The following is a 21600-nucleotide window of genomic DNA, read 5'->3' on the forward strand; positions in this document are numbered from 1 at the left end:
TTTTAAACGGCATTAACAGCATAAATATATTTGGTTCAGTAAAAAACGCTAGCCTCAAACCGGATGGAAACGAAAAAAGAGATATTAAAGTATTTTCTGAAACGGTGGGGGAAGAGGAAGCAAAAGAGTGATAAAGAAATTCCTGCTGTTTCTTATAATAGCAACTTAAAGGCTATTATTCCAGACTTAAAGCCGGTATCCTCACTAAACAAAAACACTAAACAAATAGCCATGTCCGATGAAGATGCTTTAATAGATGCCCTTTGAGTTTTACAAAGGCAAAGATGAAACGGATTTAGAACAGCCCTTTTACCGAAACTGAAAAAGAACCTGTTTTATTAAAAACCCGCCTGTAGATAAAGTTCTCAAGAAAAACAGGACATGTTCTTATCCTACGAGATTATGCAAGTGTTTGATTCTTATATCATGTAGAATCCGGAGATGATTGTTTATCATAGATTTCATGCGGCGCATGAATGCTATATGATAAAACGCTTGTCGAACTTAAAACAGCAGTGCATTCTCAGCCGCTTTTGATGCCGCACATAGTCCGCGTTACACACGAGGAAAAATATAATAAACGATAACCTGGAAGCCTTTTCAAGCCTAGGATTTGATATATCTGATTTCGGGGCACTGGAATACCGTGTTTCCGCTGTGCCGTATATCTACGAAAACGATAATTTATCTGCGATGTTCAGCGACATCTTATCTGCCTTAAAGGATTTAGGCCATAAAGACATGGTGTTAAAAAGAGACTGTATGCTGCAGCTGGTATGCAAAAGCGCCAATAAAGCGGGGCATAAATTGAGCGAAAAGGAATAGGCACTCTTGTTAAAACTATGCGGACAGCAAAAAATACCTACTTGTCCTCATGGGCGCCCAATTGTGACAGTTATAAGAAAAAATGAGCTTGAAAAAAGCTTTAAACGTATAGTTTAGCGGGAGAAACGATGGAAAAACCAAACGTCATACTAGTCGTCGGGCCAACCGCCTCAGGCAAGACGGCGCTATCCATTAAAATAGCAAAGAGCGTAAACGGGGAAATAATCTCCGCCGATTCCATGCAGATATATAAACAGCTAAACATCGGCACTGCAAAGCCCTCCGAAGAGGAAAAAGAGGGGATACCCCACTATCTTATAGATGAGGTGGACGTAGATGCCGATTTTTCAGTATCCGTTTTCAAAGACAGGGCTTTTAAATTAATCAACGATATCTTAAACAGGGGTAAAACGCCTGTAATTTGCGGAGGTACCGGGCTTTATTTGAACTCTGTCACATATAAATTGGATTTCGGCAAGACCTCCGCCAACGAGCCTTTAAGAAAAGAGCTTTTAAAAATCGCAGACGAAAAAGGCGCTGATTATTTACATGGCTTATTAAAAGAAAAATCGCCGTCTGCCGCTTCAAGAATACATCCTAATAATATAAAGAGAGTGATAAGGGCACTTGAGCTTATCGAAAACGAAAAAGAAGAACTTGAGTTTAATTTTCAAAAAGAAAATAACGAGTATAACTTTATAATGATAGGCATTAAAATGGACAGGGAAAAGTTATACTCAAGGATTAACGATAGGGTGGATGAAATGGTCTTATTAGGGCTTGTTGACGAAGCCTTTGATATATATAAAAAATACGGAGGAGAGTCTAATGCTTTTTCCGCTATTGGATATAAGGAACTGGTTGACTATTTTAACGGTAATATAAATTTAAACGATGCTGTTTTAAACATAAAACAAGCGACCAGAAGATATTCAAAACGCCAGATCACTTGGTTAAAAAGAGACAAAAGGATAAAATGGTTTAATCTGGATTCCTATAAAAATTTTGATGATTTTACCAATGATATAATAAACTACACAAAAAATTTACTTGATACGGAGAAAAATATTGGAAACTATTGATATCTATACAAATAAATTCGGAGTCAGCAAAAGGGTGTTTAATTTCGTGAGCGAAATAGAAAGTCAACTTAAAGAGGCTTTTTTTCATTTCGACCACATACGTGAAGTAAACCAGCTAAAAGTTATAAAAGCTTTTAAAGACGAGCATATTTCGGCCCGGCATTTTAACCCGTCTACAGGATATGGCTATTCAGACGATTCAAAGACAACTCTGGGTGCGCTTTTTTCTAATATATTCGGCACCGAATCGGCTATAGTAAGCCCTCTTATAGCCTCCGGTACACATGCGCTTTGCCTATGCCTTTTCGGGCTGTTAAGGCCGCTAGACTGTATGATTTCAGCAACCGGAAGGCCATATGATACTATACTTGACACCATAGGGCTAAACGGCAAAAAAGGCCAGGGTTCGCTTATGGACTGGGCCGTTTCATATAAACAGGTTAATCTTTTAGAAGACGGAAATGTAGACTATTTTAAGTTAATAAACAACATAAAGATAGATCCTAATATAAAACTTGTCTACATACAGCGTTCAAGAGGTTATGAATGGAGAGAATCCATTAAAATAAAGCAGATAAAAGAACTTGCATCGAGCATTAAGAAAGTACGCTCCGATGTGATAATTATGGTAGACAACTGCTACGGCGAATTCTGTGAAGAATTAGAACCTACGGACGTCGGCGCAGATGTTGTTGCCGGCTCGCTTATAAAAAATCCCGGCGCAGGCATAGCTCCGACAGGCGCTTATATAGCAGGAAAGACAAAGTATATAGATATGATAGCAAACAGGCTCACGGCACCCAGCCTAGGCACTGAAATAGGCTCTTATGCTGCTTCCTACCTGCCTTTTTATCAGGGCATATACTTTGCACCCCGAGTGGTTTTCGAATCGCTTAAAGGGGCGGTTTTGAACGCTAAAGCCTTTGAAACTCTGGGATATGCAGTTATGCCCGGCGTCAGCAATTCAAGGACGGATATAACCCAATCTATAGCACTTAGAAATAAAGAACTACTATTAAAATACGTAACCGCAATACAAAACGCCTCTATAGTAGATAGCTTTGTAACTCCGGAACCATGGGATATGCCCGGATATGAAGATAAGGTAGTAATGGCGTCAGGAAGCTTTATTCAGGGGTCCTCAATTGAACTGAGTGCAGATGCTCCTATTAAACCGCCTTATATCGCTTATGTACAGGGTGGATTAAGCTATGAAAACTGTAAATTGGCTTTAATGCTGGCTTTAAATGACATGAATTTAGTATTTTAACATCTATATATTATATATCGTTATCTTTATCTAAATCTATAGCTGTCGCGGCTAATTTCCGCTTATTCTCGGTTATAGCGGCATAGTGTTTTCTCGTTGTATTTACGTCCTTATGTCCAAGGACATCAGCTACAAGGTAAATATCCCCGGTATTGTTGTAAAGAAGCGTCCCATATGTGCTCCTTAATTTATGCGGTGAGATATTTTTAAGCGGAGCAGCTATCTTCGCATATTTTTTTACGAGATTTTCTATGCTTCTTACGCACATGCGTTTTTTCTGTATGGACATAAAGAGGGGGGAGGAGAGGGTGTAATCACTACTGGCCTTCCTCTCGTCTAAATACTCATTTATAACGGCAGCGGTTTGCTCGTTAAAGTATAAAATAACGCGGTTTCCGCCTTTTCTGGTCACTATAAACGCATTTTTCTTAAAATCCAGGTCTGAAATATTTAATCCAACTAATTCGCTGACTCTTATTCCTGTGGATAAAAACAGCGTTATTATGGCCGTATCTCTTAATTGGGTAATTTTATGGTACCTTTTTTGCGCATCTGTTAAATTCTCACCGTTTTGTACAGCCGATATTATCTGGCTTATTTCTTCTCCGCTCAAACGTATTATAGGCTTTTCATGGATTTTCGGAGTCTGTATCAATGTAGATATATTTCCCGTAAGGATTCCTTTTTTATAATAGTATTTGAAAAACGAGCGCAGGCTTGCAATTTTTCTGGATTTACCTTTATCACGATTCTCGCGCATTTTATCTTCTTCATTTGAATAATAGGTCAGGTATTCAAAATAAATCTCCAAATCTTTTAATGTGATTTGATTTAAATCGGTAGCCTCAAGTGTAAGTATACTTTTATCAGAAAAAAATTCCGTTTCATTTTTCAGGTAATTAAAAAAAATACGAAGGTCGTACGCATAGTTAAGCCTTGTTAAAACCGATGTGGTATCTTCGGTAGATCTAAAAAAATCTACACAAAACGGCGGCAGTTCTTTAAGTACATTTCGTAATTTTTCTGTTTTTAAAATATTCTGCTGAGCGTGGTAGGAGGTATCCTTAGCCATATTGACCTCTAAATTTGTATTATTTTACTAATTATTATATTATACGCTCATTGCATAGTCAATACTATTCGCAAAACTTGTGTTTTGCGAATAGTTCTATATCGGTATATCAGGGTGTTTTCCCTATATTGTTCTTTACCTGTGTTTGGGCCAGCTTGTCGCACCTGTTGTTATAAACGTTGTCAGAGTGCCCCTCTACCTTATGCCAATAAACTTTCCTTCCTTTAATCTGATTTAAAATTTCTTTCCAGATATCCTGGTTTTCAACAGGTTTCTTCTGAGAGTTTTTCCACCCATTGTTTTGCCAGGCGAGTATCCATCCGTTTAAAAACGCATTGCAGACATATGCGCTGTCTGTGAATACATCTACGCTGCAATTATTTTTATCGATAGCAAGGAGACCCTTTAACACGGCTAAAAGTTCCATCCTGTTATTTGTAGTCTCGCTTATAAACCCGCTGCTTTCCATAGATTGTTCCTTATCGTTTAACAGGATAAAGGCCCATCCCCCCGGCCCCGGGTTATTGGAACACGCTCCATCTGTATAAAGATAGTATTTGCTCATTTTATAAATCATACTTTACGAAAGCTCCCTGGATTTATCCGCGCAGCTCTTTACCGCGTCCATAACAGTGCCTTTAAAGGAATTTTCTTCTAGCACCTTTACTGCTGCTATCGTTGTTCCCCCTGGAGAACAGACATTAGTTTTAAGCTGCATAGGGTGTGCATTAGTATCGAGGATTACCTTGGCCGCCCCCATCACTGTCTGCGCGGCTAATAAAACAGCTTTATCGTAAGGCAATCCCAACAGTAAGCCCGCATCGGCCATAGCGTCTATCAGCATATATGCATAAGCAGGCCCGCTCCCGCTGACAGCGGTTACAGCATCCATCTGTGCTGCAGTTGCATAAGATGTTTTTCCTAGGGACTCAAAAATAGATTTTATAAGCTCCATGTCGCCTTCAGAAATGGTTATCGGCATCTCAAATACCGTCATCCCCTCTCCCACCAAAAGCGGGGTATTAGGCATTATACGGAGCAAGTCTATTGGTTTGCCTAAGATACTTTTTATCTTCTCCGCACTGTATCCTGCTACTATGCTTACAAACGTCTTTCCGGTAATATCTATTTTAAAAATATCCGCAAGAACGTTTTTTATGACATTTGGCTTCACACAAAAGAAAATTATATCGCTTTCAGATATCAGTTTTTGAATTTTGTCAGAAGTATTTACTTTAAATTTATCTTCGATGTTTCTTCTTTGCGCTTCGCTTATATCAAAGACGCTTATGTTCTTGGCAGGGATTATCCCCTTTAAAATTATGCCGTTAATTATGGCGCTTCCCATGTTTCCCCCGCCTATAAAACCTAATTTTTTTTGTGTATCCATATTCAAATTACTCCTATTGACTATAATAAATAAATATAATATAATTTGAAAGTGTTGTAAAGGGGAGTAGCTCAACTGGCAGAGTGGCGGTCTCCAAAACCGTAGGTTGCGTGTTCGATTCGCGTCTCCCCTGCCAATTATATTTTAAAAGAAGCTGAGGCAAAAAATCAGCTTCTTTTTTCATTTTCTCTCATTAAGTATGTTTTTTTTATTTAAGACATATTTTTAATTATCATTCTTAACGAGGCAAATATGATTATTAAAAATATATTCAGCAAACACATACCGGAGACTATCTTGCTATTTACGATATTTTTATCGTTTCTACTGTTTTTTAGCGGCCAATCCTCCCCTGCCGGCTCTATCACAAGTGCAGACGGGCCTCTTAAACTCCCTATCATTATGTATCATGAGATCAAAACTTATAAGCTGGGTAAGGATGTAATAAGCCCGTATGAATTCGAAAGCGACCTTAAGTATTTAAAGGACAACGGCTATAATACGATAACGATGTCCCAGTTGATAGATTATGTATATTACGGTGCCGCGTTGCCTGAAAAACCCGTAATATTGTCCTTTGACGACGGTTATTTAAATACGTATAACTATGCCTATCCCCTTTTAAAGAAATATGACATGGAGGTAGTGCTATCCATTATTGGTAAAAATACCGATGATTTTACAAAAATCCCAGATAGTAATCCAGATTATTCACACGCAACCTGGGCCCAGTTATACGACATGTTTTACTCAGGATGTGCTGAAATACAAAACCATACCTATAATATGCACTCTATAACAAGTAAAAGAGTAGGATGCATGCAGGCTAACTCCGAATCACTTGAAGAATATGAAAAAGTATTGACAGACGATATCTTAAAACTGCAAAACGAGGTGTTCAGCATAACTGGCATGCTCCCGAATACTTTTGCATACCCTTACGGCGGATATAACGACAACACAGATGCAATTTTAAAAAAAATAGGATTTAAAGCAACTTTGACATGTGATTATGGAATTAATCTAATAACGCACGACCCTGAAATCTTGTTTGACCTAAAAAGGATCTGCCGTTCACATGGGGACACTATAGAAAATATCTTAAAAGAAGCGCTGAAAACTATAAGATAACCCTTTAAAAATTTTTCCAATAAAAATGCCGCTAAATTTAAAGCGGCATCTGATATTTTTAATTTACGCTTTTTTAGCGGCTTTTAAAGCCAGATTGAGCGCATGTGAAGCAGAAACGTATCTTATGTATTCCCTTTCGTTTTCAAGCCCGCGGTAAAGAGTCAGTTCAATTACGTCCGAATAGTTTTACTGGAAACCGCCACATATACAAGCCCAACCGGCTTGTCGCTGTCCCCGCTTTCCGGCCCTGCGATACCTGAAACCCCCAGACCTATATCCGCATTAGCTATCTTGCGTATGCATTGTGCCATTTCAACAGCGGTATTATATGAAACTGCCCCGAATTTATCTATGGTATCCTTATTTACACCAAGAATATTAACTTTAGCGTCATTAGAATAAGTACATATGCCCAGTTCAAAAACTTTGGAACTCCCCGGTATCTCTGTAATACGCTTGGATATAAGCCCTCCCGTACAGCTTTCGGCAGTTGCAACCTTTAAATTCTTTTCGGATAAGGCCTTAACAAGTGCGTTCTGAAGGCTATAAGCGTCTATGCCATAAATGTTTTCTGCACCTATTATATTAGTTATATCTTTTATATAGGGGTCTATGATTTCATTGGCTTCTTTTTCTGTATCAGCACATGCAGTTAATCTAAGCAGCATCTCGCCTTCTTTAGCATATGGCGCTACTGTAGGATTTTTCAAATCCAGTATTAACGGCCTTAGCATATTTTCAACCATTGCCTCGCCTAAGCCAAATATATTTATGTTCTTTGATACAAACGTTTTTCCTGATTTTTTCTCTAAGTATGGTAAAACCAAATTATCAAACATCGGCTTCATTTCCCTTGGCGGGCCTGGCAGTAAAATTGCAGTTTTTCCGTTCTCTTCTAAGATTATCCCGGGTGCTGTGCCATAATCATTTTTTAAGACTATAGCCCCCTCAGGTATCATTGCCTGTTTTTTGTTGTTTTCAGAAACCGGCCTGTGTATGCTTTTAAATAAATGCTCTATCCTGTCCAGTGATTCTTTATCTAAATACATGCTTTTATTAAAATAATCTGCAACCGTTTCTTTTGTCAGATCATCATATGTAGGTCCAAGGCCGCCGGTAGTTATAAGTATATCCGCATTTTCAAATGCATCTTTAACGCTTGATATAAGCCTGTCATGGTTGTCCCCTACTACGGATTGATGGTATAAGTTTATGCCAATTCTGGCCAGCTCTTTTGCTATGTAGCTTGCGTTGGTGTTGACTATATCGCCAAGAAGCAGTTCAGTACCAACGCATAATATTTCTGCTGTCATTAAATTATTCCCTTCTTAAATTAATGTTTGCTTTTTCTTTGGTTTTTATAATTAGACATATTGTCCTGCATCCATTTTACAGTATCTTTTAAAGTATTTACTATCGGGCGTGGCTTAAACCCAAGTTCTTTTCTCGCTTTGGCATTTGAAAAATTGCAGTTTGATTTAAGCGTAGATATCGAATACGAAGTAAAGAGCGGCTGGCGGCGTGCTATTTTATAATATAGCTCGGCAAACGGCCCCGTCATCTTTGCAAACGCATACGCAAGCTTGAATTTAGGCGCCTTCACGCCGGTTATGTCTTCAAGATAGTCAAGCAGCATTTTCACGGTGACTTTTTCTCCGGACAGGATATAGCACTCCCCTGCTCTTCCGTTTTTTTCTGCTAAAACAATGCCCTTAGCAACGTCCCTCACGTCTATGAAATTATATGCCCCATCTATATAGGCATACAGTTTTTGTGCCATAAAGTCCAAAATAAGCTGCCCTATATTAGAGAGCTTGAAGTCATAAGGTCCTATAACGCCGGAAGGATGGACAACAACGGCATCGAGGCCTTTTTCAACGCCTTTTAATACAATGCAAGTTGCCATTGCTTTTGTCTTGGCATATGTGCCTTTTACTTTATCCGGCTCAAATTCTTTAGTTTCCATAATCGTCATGTTATTTTTCAGTTCGCGTATAGCGTGTACAGAGCTTGCGTAGACAAGTTTTTTGACATTTTGTTCAAGGCAGACGTCTACGATATTCCTGGTACCTTCAACGTTGACTGAATACATGAGTTTTTTCTTACCGGAGCCTATCCCGATTATGCCGGCAAGGTGAAAAACAGTATCCACACCTTTCATTGCGGTACGGACATCATCTATATTCCTTACATCTCCATAATAAATTTCAACACCCAGTTTTTCAATCAAAGTGCTGTCATCGTTTTTTAATATCAATACACGAATATTATAGCCGTTTTTTAAAAGCTCTTTTAAAAGTGCGCTTCCGATATGTCCTGTTGCACCTGTTACTAAACACAACATATTAAACACCTCTTTAAATTATAATCTTTCTCAATATATATTATAGCCTTATGTGTAAGATATTTATCAAAGTTTTTATGTATAAAAGATAAATTATTTATTAACCTTTTTTTGTTCGATATCAAATGGCCAAACGGCATCTTTGGGCAGCGGTTTTGTTAGATACATCCTATTTAACACGAACTCCAAAACGCTGTTTGGCAAGATAGCCTTTAAAAATACCAGTAGTTTATATTCAAAACAAACAGTATACACGGCGCGCGGATTTCTCTTCTTTATGATTTTTATAATAGTATTAGAAACTGTCTCCGGGGGTTTACCGTTAAGTTCATCTCTAACCATAGAATAAATAGCTCTTTCAGCTTCGGTTTTGTAAGCTGACGTATATATATTTTTTATAAATTTCCTGGATTTTGTAAATCCTGTTTTAGTATCTCCCGGCTGTATTATCGAGCACTTTATTCCAAAAGATTTAACTTCCAGCCTTAAGGACTGGGTAACAGACGTCAAAGCGGCCTTTGAAGCACTGTAAATGGATTGGTATGGTATCGCGATATCCCCCGCTACCGAGCCGGTATTTACTATAAGCCCTTTCCCATTTTCCCTCATATATGGCAGTACAGCGCGGATGACGTTTAAAGTGCCGAAAAAGTTGGTTTGCATTTGATATGAAATTTCATTTAAAGTCATATCTTCAAGCGCACCCGCTATGCCATTTCCAGCGCAATTAATTAAAATACTTATATGCCCATGTTCAGATATTATGCTATCAACGGCCGAAGAGATACTTTCTTCATCGTTAATATCCATCTTTAGCATTTTTATACCCTCATTGTTTAAAGAAGGATTCCTAGATGTTCCGTATACTATAAATCCAAGTTCCAAAAGCTTTTTAGCCGTAGCTTTGCCTATCCCAGAAGATGCACCAGTAACTAACACAACATCGCCGTAACAGTTTTTCATATTTTTGACCCCAATGCTTTTACGTTTTTAAGATATTATAATTATACATTTGTGTATATAATAAAACAATGCATTTAAATCCTTTTATTAAATAAAAAAGCAGAGGATTTCCTCTGCTTTTTTATTTAATAAATTTACTTAAGTATTTTGATGCTCCCGACAAGCGGTAAAGCTTTTCCTGTACCTTGCGCTGCATTAATGATACCTATGATTTCAAGTACTACAATCCCTATCCAAACGATATAGGATAAAATACTGACAACTGTAACTAGCCCTAGCGACAATGTAGCCCACGCAATATTATAAAGTATTGCAAATAAAATAACTGCTGCAACTCCAATGATTGCAACTATCAGCCCTTGATTAGCATGGAACCTTGCAAATTTAGAATTTGGCGCCGCTAAAATAGGTACTAAAACTAGTATACCTAAATAAGACAGAACAGCCATGACCTTATTTTGCTCAATATCCGAAGCTTCGAATCTTTCTTGTTCGCTCATATTAGTTCCCCTTTCTATGTTTGATTTATCTTTATAAGATAAATTTATTACTTTATGCCTATATCATGCCTATAGTGCATATTTTCAAAGTGAATCTTTAATATGTTTTTGTAAGCTTTTTCTCTGGCTGATTTAATATTTGAATCTTTTGCAACTACACCTAAAACCCTTCCGCCTGAAGTTAATATTTTATCGCCTTTTTTAACTGTACCTGCATGATATATAATTATATCATCATCTACTTCATTTAGTCCAGATATTATCTTATTTTTTTTGTAAGAGACTGGATACCCGCCTGATGCAAGCACAACGCATACACAACATTTATTCTCCCACTCTATATTTATATCTTTTAAATTGCCATCTATTATTGAATCGACAATAGTAAGTAAACTGGTCTTTAAAAGCGGAAGTATGACCTGGGTCTCCGGGTCTCCAAAGCGTGCATTATATTCAAGCACGCGCGGCCCGTCTTTAGTGAGTATTAAACCGAAGTAAAGCACGCCTTTAAACTCTCTGCCTTCTTCCCTCATCGCATCTACAGTACGCTGCATTATATTTTGTTCGAAAAAATCTTTGATTTTTTTAGTGTACTTAGGAGATGGTGCAAAAGTGCCCATGCCGCCTGTATTTGGCCCGCGATCATAATCGTAAATTCTTTTATGGTCCTGTGCGCTTATCATAGGTACAACTGTCTTCCCATCGCAGAATGTGAGGATAGAGACTTCCGGCCCCGTTAAAAACTCTTCAACAACGACCCTTTCCCCTGCTGCTCCGAATACCTTTTTTTGCATCATGTCGTTAATGGCATTAACCGCCTCTTTAACCGTTTTGCAAATTACTACGCCCTTACCCAGCGCCAGCCCGTCTGCTTTGATTACAAGCGGCATTTTAGACGTTTTAACATAATCTAAAGCCAACTTATAGTCATCAAATACCTCATACGCCGCAGTTGGTATGCCGTATTTCTTCATAAGGTCCTTTGAAAAGGCTTTGCTGGCTTCTATTATTGCAGCTTCCTTTGTAGGCCCGAACGCTCGTATGCCCTTTTCATTAAGCCTGTTTACGAGCCCTAGAGAAAGAGGGTCGTCGGGCGCTACGAATACTAAATCGAAATTCTCTTTTACTGAATAGTCTGTAATTGCATCTATGTCCGTTGCTTTTATATCTACGCACTTGGCAACTTTGGCTATCCCGCCGTTTCCCGGTGCACAGTATATCTCGCTTACTCTTTCATCTTCAAGTAATTTTAAAATTATGGCATGTTCTCTACCGCCGCCACCGATAACAAATATCTTCATAGTTTCTCTCCAATTAATGTTTAAAGTGCCTCATACCTGTAAATATCATTGCGATACCGTTTTCATCGCATGCTTTTATAGAATCTGCATCTCTTATAGACCCGCCCGGCTGTATAATTGCGGTTACACCCGCTGCCGCTGCTTCCTTAACACAGTCGTCGAACGGGAAATAAGCATCCGATGCTAAAACAGCACCTTTAATTTTATCTTTATTGCTACGTTCAATTGCCGCATCAGTCGCCCATATTCTGGATACCTGCCCCGGACCGATGCCCAGCGTGGTCATATCTTTTGCAACCAATATGGCATTTGATTTTACGTGTTTTACTATTTTCCATGCACACATCAAATCTTTTAATTCTTCTTCGCTTGGGCCTCTCTTAGTTACTACCTGTATCTGACCGCTGCAAAGCTCCCTGTCTGCATCTTGGAGCAATAGCCCTCCCATAACCTTTTTAAAATCCATTTCCAAATCCAAAGTCTTTATGTTTCTTTGTTCTAAGCTTATGCCTTTAAGCTCTAAAACACGAAGGTTTTTCTTTTGGCTTAAAATTTCAAGTGCTTCTTTCGTATATGAAGGGGCAACTATTATCTCCAGAAAGATCTTGGCCATTTCAGCCGCTGCCTTAGCATCTATCTCAGTATTTGTGGCTATTATTCCTCCGTAAATGGATACCGGGTCACTTTCATAAGCCTTCATGTAAGCATCATAGATATTTCCTGCACATGCTACGCCGCAAGGGTTGGCATGCTTAACTGCAACTACTGCAAGCTTGTCAAATTCCCTTAACAGCTCTAAAGCACCGTTCGTGTCGTTTATATTGTTAAAAGAAAGCTCTTTTCCATTCAATTGTTTTGCATCGACTAAAGAATACCCAGTTGTTATCGGGTCTTTGAAAAATGCTGCACGCTGATGTGGGTTTTCGCCATATCTTAGATCATATATTTTTTCGAAAGTAAGCGTCAATTTTTGGGGGAACTCACTTATATCGGCTTTTTTACGCATATAGTCTGCTATAAGCGCGTCATAAGCCGCAGTGTGCTCAAAGACTTTTGCCGACAGCTTGAATTTCAAGTTCGAAGTAACATCCCCTTTGTTTTTGATTTCATCTAAAACCCTGCCGTAATCTTCTGCGTCAACAATAACGGTTACGTCCTGCCAGTTTTTCGCCGCAGCCCTTAGCATAGAGGGGCCGCCTATATCTATATTTTCTATTGCTTCTTCAAGGGAGACATTTGGTTTTTTGATGGTCTGCTTAAATGGGTATAGGTTTACAACTACGATGTCTATGGTGTTTATATCAAGCTCTTTTAACTGTTTCATATGTTCTTCGTTTGAGCGTATCGCCAAAATACCTGCATGGACTTTTGGATGAAGCGTCTTTACCCTGCCGTCTAAACATTCAGGAAACCCTGTTATTTGAGAAACGTTTATTACTTTAACGCCATTTTCCTCTAATGTTTTCTGCGTTCCTCCCGTTGAGACGATTTCATAACCAAAGCCTATTAGACCTTTTGCAAACTCAACGATATTAGTTTTGTCTGATACACTTATAAAAGCACGTTTATTCAATTTATTACACCTCTTTCAAAGAATTTTTGATAGTTACGTTCCGCCCATCTACAAGCAGTCTGTCGTCTACTAATAAAGACACGGCTTTTGGAAGCAGCCTGTGCTCTAATTTCATGACGCGCTGCTGTAAAATTTCGGGAGTGTCCCCCTGTAAAACCTCCGCAGCTGCCTGAAATACTATAGGTCCGGTGTCCATTCCTTCGTCTACAAAATGCACCGTAGCTCCCGTTACTTTAACGCCGTATGCTAATGCAGCCTCATGCACTTTTATACCATAGTGACCTTTCCCACAAAAAGACGGGATTAAAGATGGATGGACATTTAATATTTTATTTTTATATTTAGATACGACCTGTTTGCTTAAAATTGATAAAAACCCGGCCAGAACTATATATTCCGCGCCAAATTCATTTAATGTATTTAGCAGTTTAGTATCATAATCTTGTTCTGATAAAAACTCTTTTTTGTCTATGACTATGCTCTTTATGCCGTTGTCCTTTGCCCTCTCAAGAGAATACACACCGCTTTTTGATGATATGACACAGCATATTCTTGCATTTATTTCGCCTCTTTTAATAGCATCTATTAATGCCTGTAGGTTGGTACCGCCACCTGAGACCATAACGGCAATGTTCTTTATTCGCAAAACGAAATACCCTCCTTATCAGTCACAGAGCCTATCTTATAGGCTTTTTCCCCAAGGAGGCCTGCCTCCGAAATTATCTCTTGCACTACGGACTCATCTACCGCCAATACCATGCCTATACCCATATTGAAGGTATTAAATGCCTGTTCGCGCGTTAGTTCGGCTTTTTTAACCAGATAGTCTATTATCGGGGGTGCTACCCACGAGCCGGTATCGATTTTAATGCCAGTTCCTTTCGGCAGCATTCTTGGTATGTTCTCTATAAAGCCGCCGCCCGTAATATGTGATATGCCTTTTATATTAAATTTCTTGTTTAATTCAAGTATAGTCTTTACATATATCTTTGTCGGTCTCAAAAGCGCTTCTCCAATAGTCTCATTTGACTTTGGAAGTTTTTCGTCTAGCGCCTCTCTTTTCATAGGGACCAGTTTCCTGACGAGCGAATACCCGTTTGAATGTACTCCGGAAGAAGCAAAGCCTATAAGTGCATCGCCGCTTTTTATACTTAAGCCGTCTATAATTTTGTCAATGTCCACTTTGCCTACACAAAAACCTGCTATATCATATTCGCCGGCAGAATAAAAATCCGGCATTTCAGCTGTTTCCCCGCCGATAAGTGCACAACCTGCCATGACGCATCCGTCTGATACGCCTTTTACAATCTGCGCGATGTTTTCAGGCAACAGTTTCCCCGTTGCTATATAGTCTAAAAATAAAAGCGGCTTTGCCCCAGAACAAACTATATCATTTGCGCACATAGCGACGCAGTCTATACCTATCGTGTCGTGTTTGTCTAGTGTAAAAGCCAGCTTCAGCTTGGTGCCGACACCATCTGTCCCGGCTACCAAAGCAGTATTATCATCTAACTTATAAATACCTCCAAAGGAACCTATATCAGTTAAAACGTTGTTATCAAATGTCTTCTTAACATGTTCCTTCATCAGGGCAACGGCCTTGTAACCTGCATGCACGTCTACCCCTGAATCTTTATACGTAATCGCCATTTTTTAGCTCCTAATCATTTTTCTAGTGCAAATTTATCCTCTCTGAATTTGCAGTCTTCCACGTCTATCGGATAATTGCCGTTAAAACAGCCGACGCAAAGGTTTAGTGAGGATCCTTCTACCGATTTAAGCAAGTCTTCAATGCTTAGGTAGTAAAGCGAATCTGCCCCTATTATCTTTCTTATTTCCCTAACGTCATGCTGCGCGCCTATTAATTGATCACAATAAGATGTATCTATGCCAAAATAACATGGGAATTTTATCGGAGGAGAACTTATGCGCATATGAACTTCTTTTGCTCCTGCCAGCCGGAGCATCTGAACTATCTTTTTGCTTGTAGTTCCGCGGACTATAGAATCGTCTATTAAAACGACTCTTTTGCCACGCACGTTCTTTTTAAGTACGTTTAATTTTATTTTAACGCTTCTCTCGCGCAAAAACTGTTCCGGCTGAATAAAAGTCCTTCCTACATACCTGTTTTTCGCAAACACATCTTTATACGGTATCCCAGACTGTTTTGCATATCCAAGCGCCGCAGTTGTTGCAGAGTCCGGAACACCGGCGACGACATCCGCTTCTACCGGATAAGCAGCCGCCAAAAGTGCGCCCGCGTTTTCCCTTGCCTGGTATACATTGATACCGTCTATGTCGGAATCCGGGCGTGCAAAGTAGACATATTCAAATATGCAAAGCGCAGAATCCAGCCTTGCTGCCATCATCTTAGAATGAAGCCCGGTTTTGTCTATTACGACCATCTCACCAGGGTGTATATCCCTTATGAACTCCGCGTCTATAGAATCAAATGCGCAGGATTCAGATGCGATCATATAGCTGTTATCCATCTTTCCCAAGCAAAGCGGACGTATGCCAAGAGGGTCCCTTACGCCTATAAGCTTGTCCTCAGTCATAATGACAAGCGCGTAGGAACCACGGATTTTTTCCATAGTTTTCTCTATTGCATTTATAATTCCGTTGCTGCTGTTTCTGGCGATGATACTTGCTATTATCTCTGTGTCCATTGTCGTTTGGAAAATGGCTCCGTCTTTTTCCAGTTCGCTTCTTAAATTAGCCGCGTTTACAAGATTACCGTTATGTGCCAGCGCCAGGCTCCCGTCGCGAAAACCTATTACCAGCGGCTGAGCGTTTAAAATACTGCTTTTTCCGCACGTAGAGTACCTGACATGCCCGATTGCAATGTCCGCACCGTTAAGCCCATGCAGGTCGCCCCTGAAAACCTCGTTTACAAGCCCCATGTTTTTATAATGGGAAATAGGCTGCCCCGCTTTAGTAACGGCTATTCCCGCGCTTTCCTGGCCTCTGTGCTGCAAAGCATATAATCCAAAGTATGTAGCTTCTGCCGGGTCCATACAATCGTCTGCCTTAAAAACGCCAAATACCCCGCATTCTTCATTCATACTGTCAAACGCTGGTTTAATCCTCTCATAACACAATGATGAATTTTTACAACGTTTCATTTTATTTATGCTCCCATTAACCTATGTAATATTTCCTGATAAGCTTCTTCAACTTTTCCTAAATCACGCCTGAATCTGTCTTTATCCAGTTTTTCTCCCGTTTTTTTGTCCCAGAAACGGCATGTGTCCGGAGATATCTCATCGGCTAAGATTATTTTTCCGTTATTTCTGCCAAATTCAAGTTTAAAATCTATAAGTTCTATTCCAAGGTCATCTAAATATTTACTTAATACTTCGTTTACCTTAAGCGAATATTTAGCTATGGTATCCATCTCTTCTTTGGTCGCAATGCCCATTGCTGCTATATGGTAATCATTTATCATCGGGTCGCCGAGTTCGTCGCTTTTATAGCAGTACTCTAAAACAGTGCTCTTAAGTTTAGTTCCTTCCGGATATCCGATACGCTGGGCCAAGCTTCCGGCTGCGATATTTCTAACAATGACTTCTACAGGGACTATTTCAACTTTTTTGACTAGCGTCTCCCTATCGGAAAGCTCCTCAACATAATGTGTAGGTATCCCATTTTTCTCAAGCAGTTTAAACAGATGGTTGGATACTTTGTTGTTTATAACTCCTTTGCCTACGATGGTGCCTTTTTTAACACCATTAAAGGCCGTTGCGTCGTCTTTATAGTCTACGATAAAAAGCCCCTCATCGTCTGTTTTAAAAACTTTTTTTGCTTTACCTTCGTAAATTTGCTCCAGTTTTTTCATACCCCTTATATTACCTCCTGTATTTCTTTGTCCTGAATGTGAACTTTTTTAGCTAAATCTTTTTTATATTCTTTAAGCTTTGGAACAAGCTCAGTATACTTTAAAGACAATATCTGAAGTGCTAGAACTCCGGCATTTTCTCCGCCGTTTATAGCAACTGTGGCAACGGGTATCCCCTCCGGCATCTGTACCGTTGATAAAAGCGAATCCAACCCGTCCATAGTTGAGGATTTTATAGGCAATCCAATTACCGGCAATGTAGTATATGCTGCCATAACGCCAGCTAAATGCGCTGCCTTGCCTGCCGCGGCTATTATAACTTCTATTCCGTTAGCATAAGCATTTTTGGAAAAATCATGCGCTTCATCAGGCGTCCTGTGTGCTGACATAACCTTTGCAATAACCTCAACACCAAACTCCTTTAAAACATTTATCGTTTTTTCAAGCACAGGGAAATCACTTTTAGAACCCATGATTACAGCAACTTTCATAACAAAATCTCCTTATCAAGCATTCTCTTTTTACATATTAAGTTTATTAAAGTTGATATTTATTGTCAACGAAATTGCCCATAAAAATGAAAAATAATAGGCATAAAGTTCGTTACATTTAGAACTTTATGCCTATTATGCGGTTTTAACGTTCGGATTACTCCCACTCTTCCAGAGCGGCACTTCACTATGGGCTCATGCTTCATTATCATTCGCATTCCCCTCATGTTCAGTGAGTGTTCCGTTCGCTTCTTCCGCCTTTAAGGCGGCGCTCATTCCCACTCTATCGTTGCAGGCGGCTTGCTCGTGATGTCATATACTATCCTGTTGATATGCGGTACTTCGTTAACTATGCGGTTGGATATCTTTTCAAGGATATCATATGGTATCCGCGCCCAGTCTGCAGTCATCCCGTCTGTGCTGGTCACTGCACGAAGGGCTAGCATATAATCATATGTACGCTCATCCCCCATTACACCTACGCTTCTCATACCTGTCAGCACCGCAAAGTACTGCCATATAGTATCGTTTAAAGATTCCTTTTCCAGTTCTTCCCTGTAAATAAAATCCGCCTCTTTTAAAATATCCAGTTTTTCTTCTGTTATATCGCCGATAATCCTGATGGCAAGCCCCGGCCCTGGGAAAGGCTGGCGGTATACCATGTGTTTTGGCATATCAAGCGCATCGCCTAAAGCCCTTACTTCGTCTTTGAAAAGTTCCCTTAAAGGCTCTATTATTTCTTTGAAATCGACGTGGTCCGGCAGCCCGCCGACATTGTGGTGGCTCTTTATGGTAGCCGCATGCCCGAACCCGGATTCTATTACGTCAGGATAGATAGTGCCTTGAGCCAAAAGTCTGTCCCGCCTATCTTTTTTGCCTCTTCTTCAAAGACGCGGATAAACTCCTCGCCTATTATCTTTCTCTTTTTCTCAGGTTCCGTAACTCCCTTTAGTGAGTTTAAAAACCTGCCTTTTGCATTTACGCGTATTAAATTCATATCGTACTCGTTTTTAAATACGCACTCAACCTCGTCTCCTTCATCTTTTCTAAGCAGGCCGTGGTCGACGAATATACAAGTCAAATTTTTACCGACAGCACGGTTAAGTAAAACCGCTGCGACAGAAGAATCTACCCCGCCGGAAAGCGCTAATAATACACGCTGGCCTTTGGTTATATCTTTTATCTTTGCAACAGAGGTTTCTATAAACTTGGAAATGGTCCAGTCACCTGAAACATTGCAGACATTATATAAAAAGTTTTTGATTATCATACTTCCGCAGTCCGTATGCATAACTTCCGGATGGAACTGAACGCCGTATATTTTTTTTGAAGCATCTGCAAATGCGGCTATAGGGCAGTTTGCGGTTTTAGCTATAACTTCAAAACCTCCTGGCAACGCCTCTATATGATCTGTATGGCTCATCCAGCAAAAAGAATTTTGCGGAATGCCTTTAAAAAGCGCAGAATCGCTGTAAGTTATCTGTGTGCGGCCATATTCACGGTTTTTTGCTTTTTTGACATCCCCGCCAAGAGCAATGGATAAAAGCTGCCCGCCATAGCAGATGCCAAGTATCGGCACGCCCATAGAAAAAATCTTCTCATCGCATTTAGGTGCGTTTTCAGCATAGACGCTGCTAGGCCCGCCCGTAAATATGATTCCCTTTGGATTATATTTGCTGATACGCTCAAAGCTTGCATTATAAGGCAGTATCTCACAGTATACGTTATGTTCGCGGACACGTCTCGCAATAAGCTGGTTATACTGCCCGCCAAAATCCAAAACTAAAACAGTTTCGTGCATTATTCCTCTACCTCGTAGTCTATTACCTTCATGATATTGCATACGGCCTCGTCATAAGGCAATTCGTATTCTTTAGCAACCCTAACTACGTCTTCATATTCTGGCTTAAACCTTTCGATTCCGAATCCAGACGCCTTCTTTATCCTTACGTCTCCGTAAGGTGTTTCCTGTGATATAACTTCACGCGTTAAAACTTTTCTGTCCATAATAATTGAACGAACGCCCAAAGTCGTTGTATTTTTAAGTATCAAAGTTTCGAATTTATCTTTTAAATTAGTAGTACAAATGAGGCTTAGTTTATAAGCAGGGCGGGATTTCTTCATATAAATAGGCGTAAAATATACGTCTAGTGCCCCTTGCTCCATAAATTCATTTATGCATGCGCCTAAAGCTTCAGGGGTCATATCGTCTATATTAGCTTCGATAACGGCAGCTTTATCCGCAACCGCATCGTTATCTACTTCGCCCATAAATACGCGGAGTACATTTGGCATTTCTTCAAAATCGCTTTTGCCGATACCGTAACCGATACTATCCGCAATTATAGAAGGAAGATCCATTGCACAATATGCAAAAGTCTTTAATATAGAAGCGCCTGTAGGAGTGGTCCTTTCCCCTTCGCCCTTTGCATAGTACTTTAGCCCTTGCAGTATCTCAGCAGTCGCAGGTGCCGGGACTGGCATTATGCCGTGAGCGCACTTAACAGTGCCGGAGCCAGTATTAATTGGCGAACAAATTATCATTTCTGGTTTTATGATATTTAGCAATACAGCAGTACCGACGATATCGACGATAGAATCGACGGCGCCGACTTCATGAAAATGTATCTCTTCAACAGTAGTCCCGTGGACTTTCGCTTCGGCTTCAGCCAACGTTTTAAATATGCTTTTTGCTATTTGTTTTACTATGATCTCAAGGTCAGACTCTTCGATTATCTTATTTATATCGCTGAGCCCTCTGTGGTGGTGTTCTTCATGTTTGTCCTCTTCATGATGGTGCTCATGATTATGTTCTTCGTGGTTATGATTCTCTTCATGATGATGGTGGTCATGATCATGGCCATGCGGTTTTACTATGACCTCTACAGATGTGCCGGAAATTCCTTTTTTTACGGCCTTTTTTATATCAAGCTCAAATTCATCTCGAATACTTAGCTTGTCCATCTCCTTTAAAAAATCTTCCTTCGCCCCAGATACATCTAGCAGCGCGCCCAGTGTCATATCTCCGCTTATTCCTGAAAAACAGTCAAAAAATAATGCTCTCATAAGTTTTTCTCCTTCAACAAATTATTAATCAAAGATGCTTGGTATCCCGCTCCGAAACCATTGTCGATGTTAACTACTGAAATGCCGCTTGCGCAGCTGTTAAGCATAGTTAACAGAGCGGACAACCCTCCGAAATTAGCGCCGTAACCTACGCTTGTCGGTACTGCGATAATAGGCCTATTCGTAAGCCCTCCTATAACACTTGGAAGTGCACCTTCCATTCCAGCTACTGCTATTATTACCATTGCCTCTCGTAACTTAGGCGTATTTTTAAGCAATCTATGTATTCCGGCAACTCCTACATCGTAGAGCCGTTCTACTTCGTTTCCCATAGCCTGAGCAGTTATCACTGCCTCCTCTGCCACAGGGAGGTCAGACGTTCCTGCACATACTACTAAAATTTTGCCCCCTGAAGTTTCCTGCTTTTCCTTAAAGCAGACCATCATATTGGCAATTTCAGAATACTCAGCGTCAGGATCTATCTTCTTTATTTCATCTGCTGCTTCCTTGCTTATGCGGGATAGCAGAATATTTTTTGTACCGTTTTCGTTCATCGCACGTACAATACATGATATTTGGTCTATTGTCTTGCTTTTGCAGTATATGACTTCGGCAAAGCCTTTGTTTCTCTGCCTTAAATTATCTATTTTTGCAAATCCCAAATCCTTATATAATAAATTTTCCAGCTGGCATTTAGCCTCGTCAAAATTTGTTTTACCTTCCTGAAAATTTTTAAGTATTTCGTCTATCATAT

The 21600-nt window shown here is 39.8% G+C and carries 21 protein-coding genes, 1 tRNA gene and 1 pseudogene; 6 read left to right on the plus strand and 17 right to left on the minus strand.

Annotated features, from left to right (window positions below; all coding sequences use genetic code 11):
• The first annotated feature begins 63 nt into the window (after positions 1 to 63).
• From R2876_03495 to R2876_03510, 4 genes are all read left to right on the plus strand, one after another.
• The gene (locus R2876_03495; GenBank protein MEZ4357679.1) at positions 64 to 267 is read left to right on the plus strand and encodes a hypothetical protein; all 204 of its coding nucleotides are present in this window, start codon (positions 64 to 66) and stop codon (positions 265 to 267) included.
• Positions 268 to 618: 351 nt separating this feature from the next.
• Complete coding sequence (locus R2876_03500; GenBank protein ID MEZ4357680.1) at positions 619 to 825, plus strand: hypothetical protein; 207 nt, start codon at positions 619 to 621, stop codon at positions 823 to 825.
• A gap of 128 nt (positions 826 to 953) precedes the next feature.
• Entirely contained in the window at positions 954 to 1907 is a 954-nt protein-coding gene (miaA, locus tag R2876_03505) for a tRNA (adenosine(37)-N6)-dimethylallyltransferase MiaA (protein ID MEZ4357681.1), read from the plus strand.
• Positions 1894 to 3177: a methionine gamma-lyase family protein gene (locus R2876_03510; GenBank protein MEZ4357682.1), complete on the plus strand. Its 1284-nt coding sequence runs from the start codon at positions 1894 to 1896 to the stop codon at positions 3175 to 3177. Before miaA ends, R2876_03510 begins: the two co-directional genes overlap by 14 nt.
• 10 nt (positions 3178 to 3187) lie before the next feature.
• Here R2876_03510 and R2876_03515 read toward each other — a convergent pair whose 3' ends face one another.
• From R2876_03515 to proC, 3 genes are all read right to left on the minus strand, one after another.
• Positions 3188 to 4249, minus strand: a complete 1062-nt coding sequence (locus R2876_03515) for a tyrosine-type recombinase/integrase (protein MEZ4357683.1) — start codon at positions 4247 to 4249, stop codon at positions 3188 to 3190.
• Between the two features lie 109 nt (positions 4250 to 4358).
• Entirely contained in the window at positions 4359 to 4814 is a 456-nt protein-coding gene (gene rnhA / locus R2876_03520; GenBank protein MEZ4357684.1) for a ribonuclease HI, read from the minus strand.
• Between the two features lie 15 nt (positions 4815 to 4829).
• Positions 4830 to 5639, minus strand: coding sequence for a pyrroline-5-carboxylate reductase (proC, locus tag R2876_03525; GenBank protein ID MEZ4357685.1), 810 nt, complete (start codon positions 5637 to 5639; stop codon positions 4830 to 4832).
• A 60-nt stretch (positions 5640 to 5699) separates the two neighbouring features.
• On the opposite strand from proC, the gene R2876_03530 reads away from it, so the two are divergent.
• Together R2876_03530 and R2876_03535 are read left to right on the plus strand one after the other, a co-directional pair.
• Positions 5700 to 5775 (plus strand) — tRNA-Trp (locus tag R2876_03530).
• 116 nt (positions 5776 to 5891) lie between these two features.
• On the plus strand, positions 5892 to 6770 hold the full coding sequence (locus R2876_03535; GenBank protein MEZ4357686.1) for a polysaccharide deacetylase family protein: 879 nt from the start codon (positions 5892 to 5894) through the stop codon (positions 6768 to 6770).
• A 170-nt stretch (positions 6771 to 6940) separates the two neighbouring features.
• Here the strand turns inward: R2876_03535 and R2876_03540 are convergent, their stop codons facing one another.
• The 14 genes and pseudogenes from R2876_03540 to larB all read right to left on the minus strand — a co-directional run bounded on the left by R2876_03540 (position 6941) and on the right by larB (position 21598).
• Positions 6941 to 8083 (minus strand): competence/damage-inducible protein A, encoded by a 1143-nt coding sequence (locus R2876_03540; GenBank protein MEZ4357687.1) that lies wholly within the window; start codon positions 8081 to 8083, stop codon positions 6941 to 6943.
• Between the two features lie 20 nt (positions 8084 to 8103).
• On the minus strand, positions 8104 to 9114 hold the full coding sequence (locus tag R2876_03545) for an SDR family oxidoreductase (GenBank protein MEZ4357688.1): 1011 nt from the start codon (positions 9112 to 9114) through the stop codon (positions 8104 to 8106).
• Positions 9115 to 9207: 93 nt separating this feature from the next.
• Complete coding sequence (locus R2876_03550) at positions 9208 to 10077, minus strand: SDR family oxidoreductase (protein ID MEZ4357689.1); 870 nt, start codon at positions 10075 to 10077, stop codon at positions 9208 to 9210.
• Positions 10078 to 10211: 134 nt separating this feature from the next.
• Entirely contained in the window at positions 10212 to 10577 is a 366-nt protein-coding gene (locus R2876_03555; protein MEZ4357690.1) for a hypothetical protein, read from the minus strand.
• Positions 10578 to 10624: 47 nt separating this feature from the next.
• Positions 10625 to 11878, minus strand: a complete 1254-nt coding sequence (gene purD, locus R2876_03560; GenBank protein ID MEZ4357691.1) for a phosphoribosylamine--glycine ligase — start codon at positions 11876 to 11878, stop codon at positions 10625 to 10627.
• A gap of 13 nt (positions 11879 to 11891) precedes the next feature.
• Positions 11892 to 13451, minus strand: a complete 1560-nt coding sequence (gene purH, locus R2876_03565; protein ID MEZ4357692.1) for a bifunctional phosphoribosylaminoimidazolecarboxamide formyltransferase/IMP cyclohydrolase — start codon at positions 13449 to 13451, stop codon at positions 11892 to 11894.
• A 4-nt stretch (positions 13452 to 13455) separates the two neighbouring features.
• Positions 13456 to 14097 (minus strand): phosphoribosylglycinamide formyltransferase, encoded by a 642-nt coding sequence (gene purN, locus R2876_03570; GenBank protein ID MEZ4357693.1) that lies wholly within the window; start codon positions 14095 to 14097, stop codon positions 13456 to 13458.
• Positions 14088 to 15101, minus strand: a complete 1014-nt coding sequence (gene purM, locus R2876_03575) for a phosphoribosylformylglycinamidine cyclo-ligase (protein ID MEZ4357694.1) — start codon at positions 15099 to 15101, stop codon at positions 14088 to 14090. Before purM ends, purN begins: the two co-directional genes overlap by 10 nt.
• Positions 15102 to 15115: 14 nt before the next feature.
• Positions 15116 to 16516, minus strand: a complete 1401-nt coding sequence (gene purF / locus R2876_03580; GenBank protein ID MEZ4357695.1) for an amidophosphoribosyltransferase — start codon at positions 16514 to 16516, stop codon at positions 15116 to 15118.
• A 65-nt stretch (positions 16517 to 16581) separates the two neighbouring features.
• Positions 16582 to 17289, minus strand: coding sequence for a phosphoribosylaminoimidazolesuccinocarboxamide synthase (locus R2876_03585; GenBank protein ID MEZ4357696.1), 708 nt, complete (start codon positions 17287 to 17289; stop codon positions 16582 to 16584).
• A gap of 5 nt (positions 17290 to 17294) precedes the next feature.
• Positions 17295 to 17780, minus strand: coding sequence for a 5-(carboxyamino)imidazole ribonucleotide mutase (purE, locus tag R2876_03590; GenBank protein MEZ4357697.1), 486 nt, complete (start codon positions 17778 to 17780; stop codon positions 17295 to 17297).
• A gap of 272 nt (positions 17781 to 18052) precedes the next feature.
• Positions 18053 to 19584, minus strand: a pseudogene (guaA, locus tag R2876_03595) (glutamine-hydrolyzing GMP synthase).
• Positions 19581 to 20846, minus strand: coding sequence for a nickel pincer cofactor biosynthesis protein LarC (gene larC, locus R2876_03600; protein MEZ4357698.1), 1266 nt, complete (start codon positions 20844 to 20846; stop codon positions 19581 to 19583). Before larC ends, guaA begins: the two are co-directional and overlap by 4 nt.
• On the minus strand, positions 20843 to 21598 hold the full coding sequence (gene larB, locus R2876_03605; GenBank protein ID MEZ4357699.1) for a nickel pincer cofactor biosynthesis protein LarB: 756 nt from the start codon (positions 21596 to 21598) through the stop codon (positions 20843 to 20845). Before larB ends, larC begins: the two co-directional genes overlap by 4 nt.
• Positions 21599 to 21600: the final 2 nt, after the last annotated feature.

This window comes from Eubacteriales bacterium (assembly GCA_041390245.1).
In the GTDB taxonomy this organism is placed as follows: domain Bacteria; phylum Bacillota; class Clostridia; order Christensenellales; family JAWKQI01; genus JAWKQI01.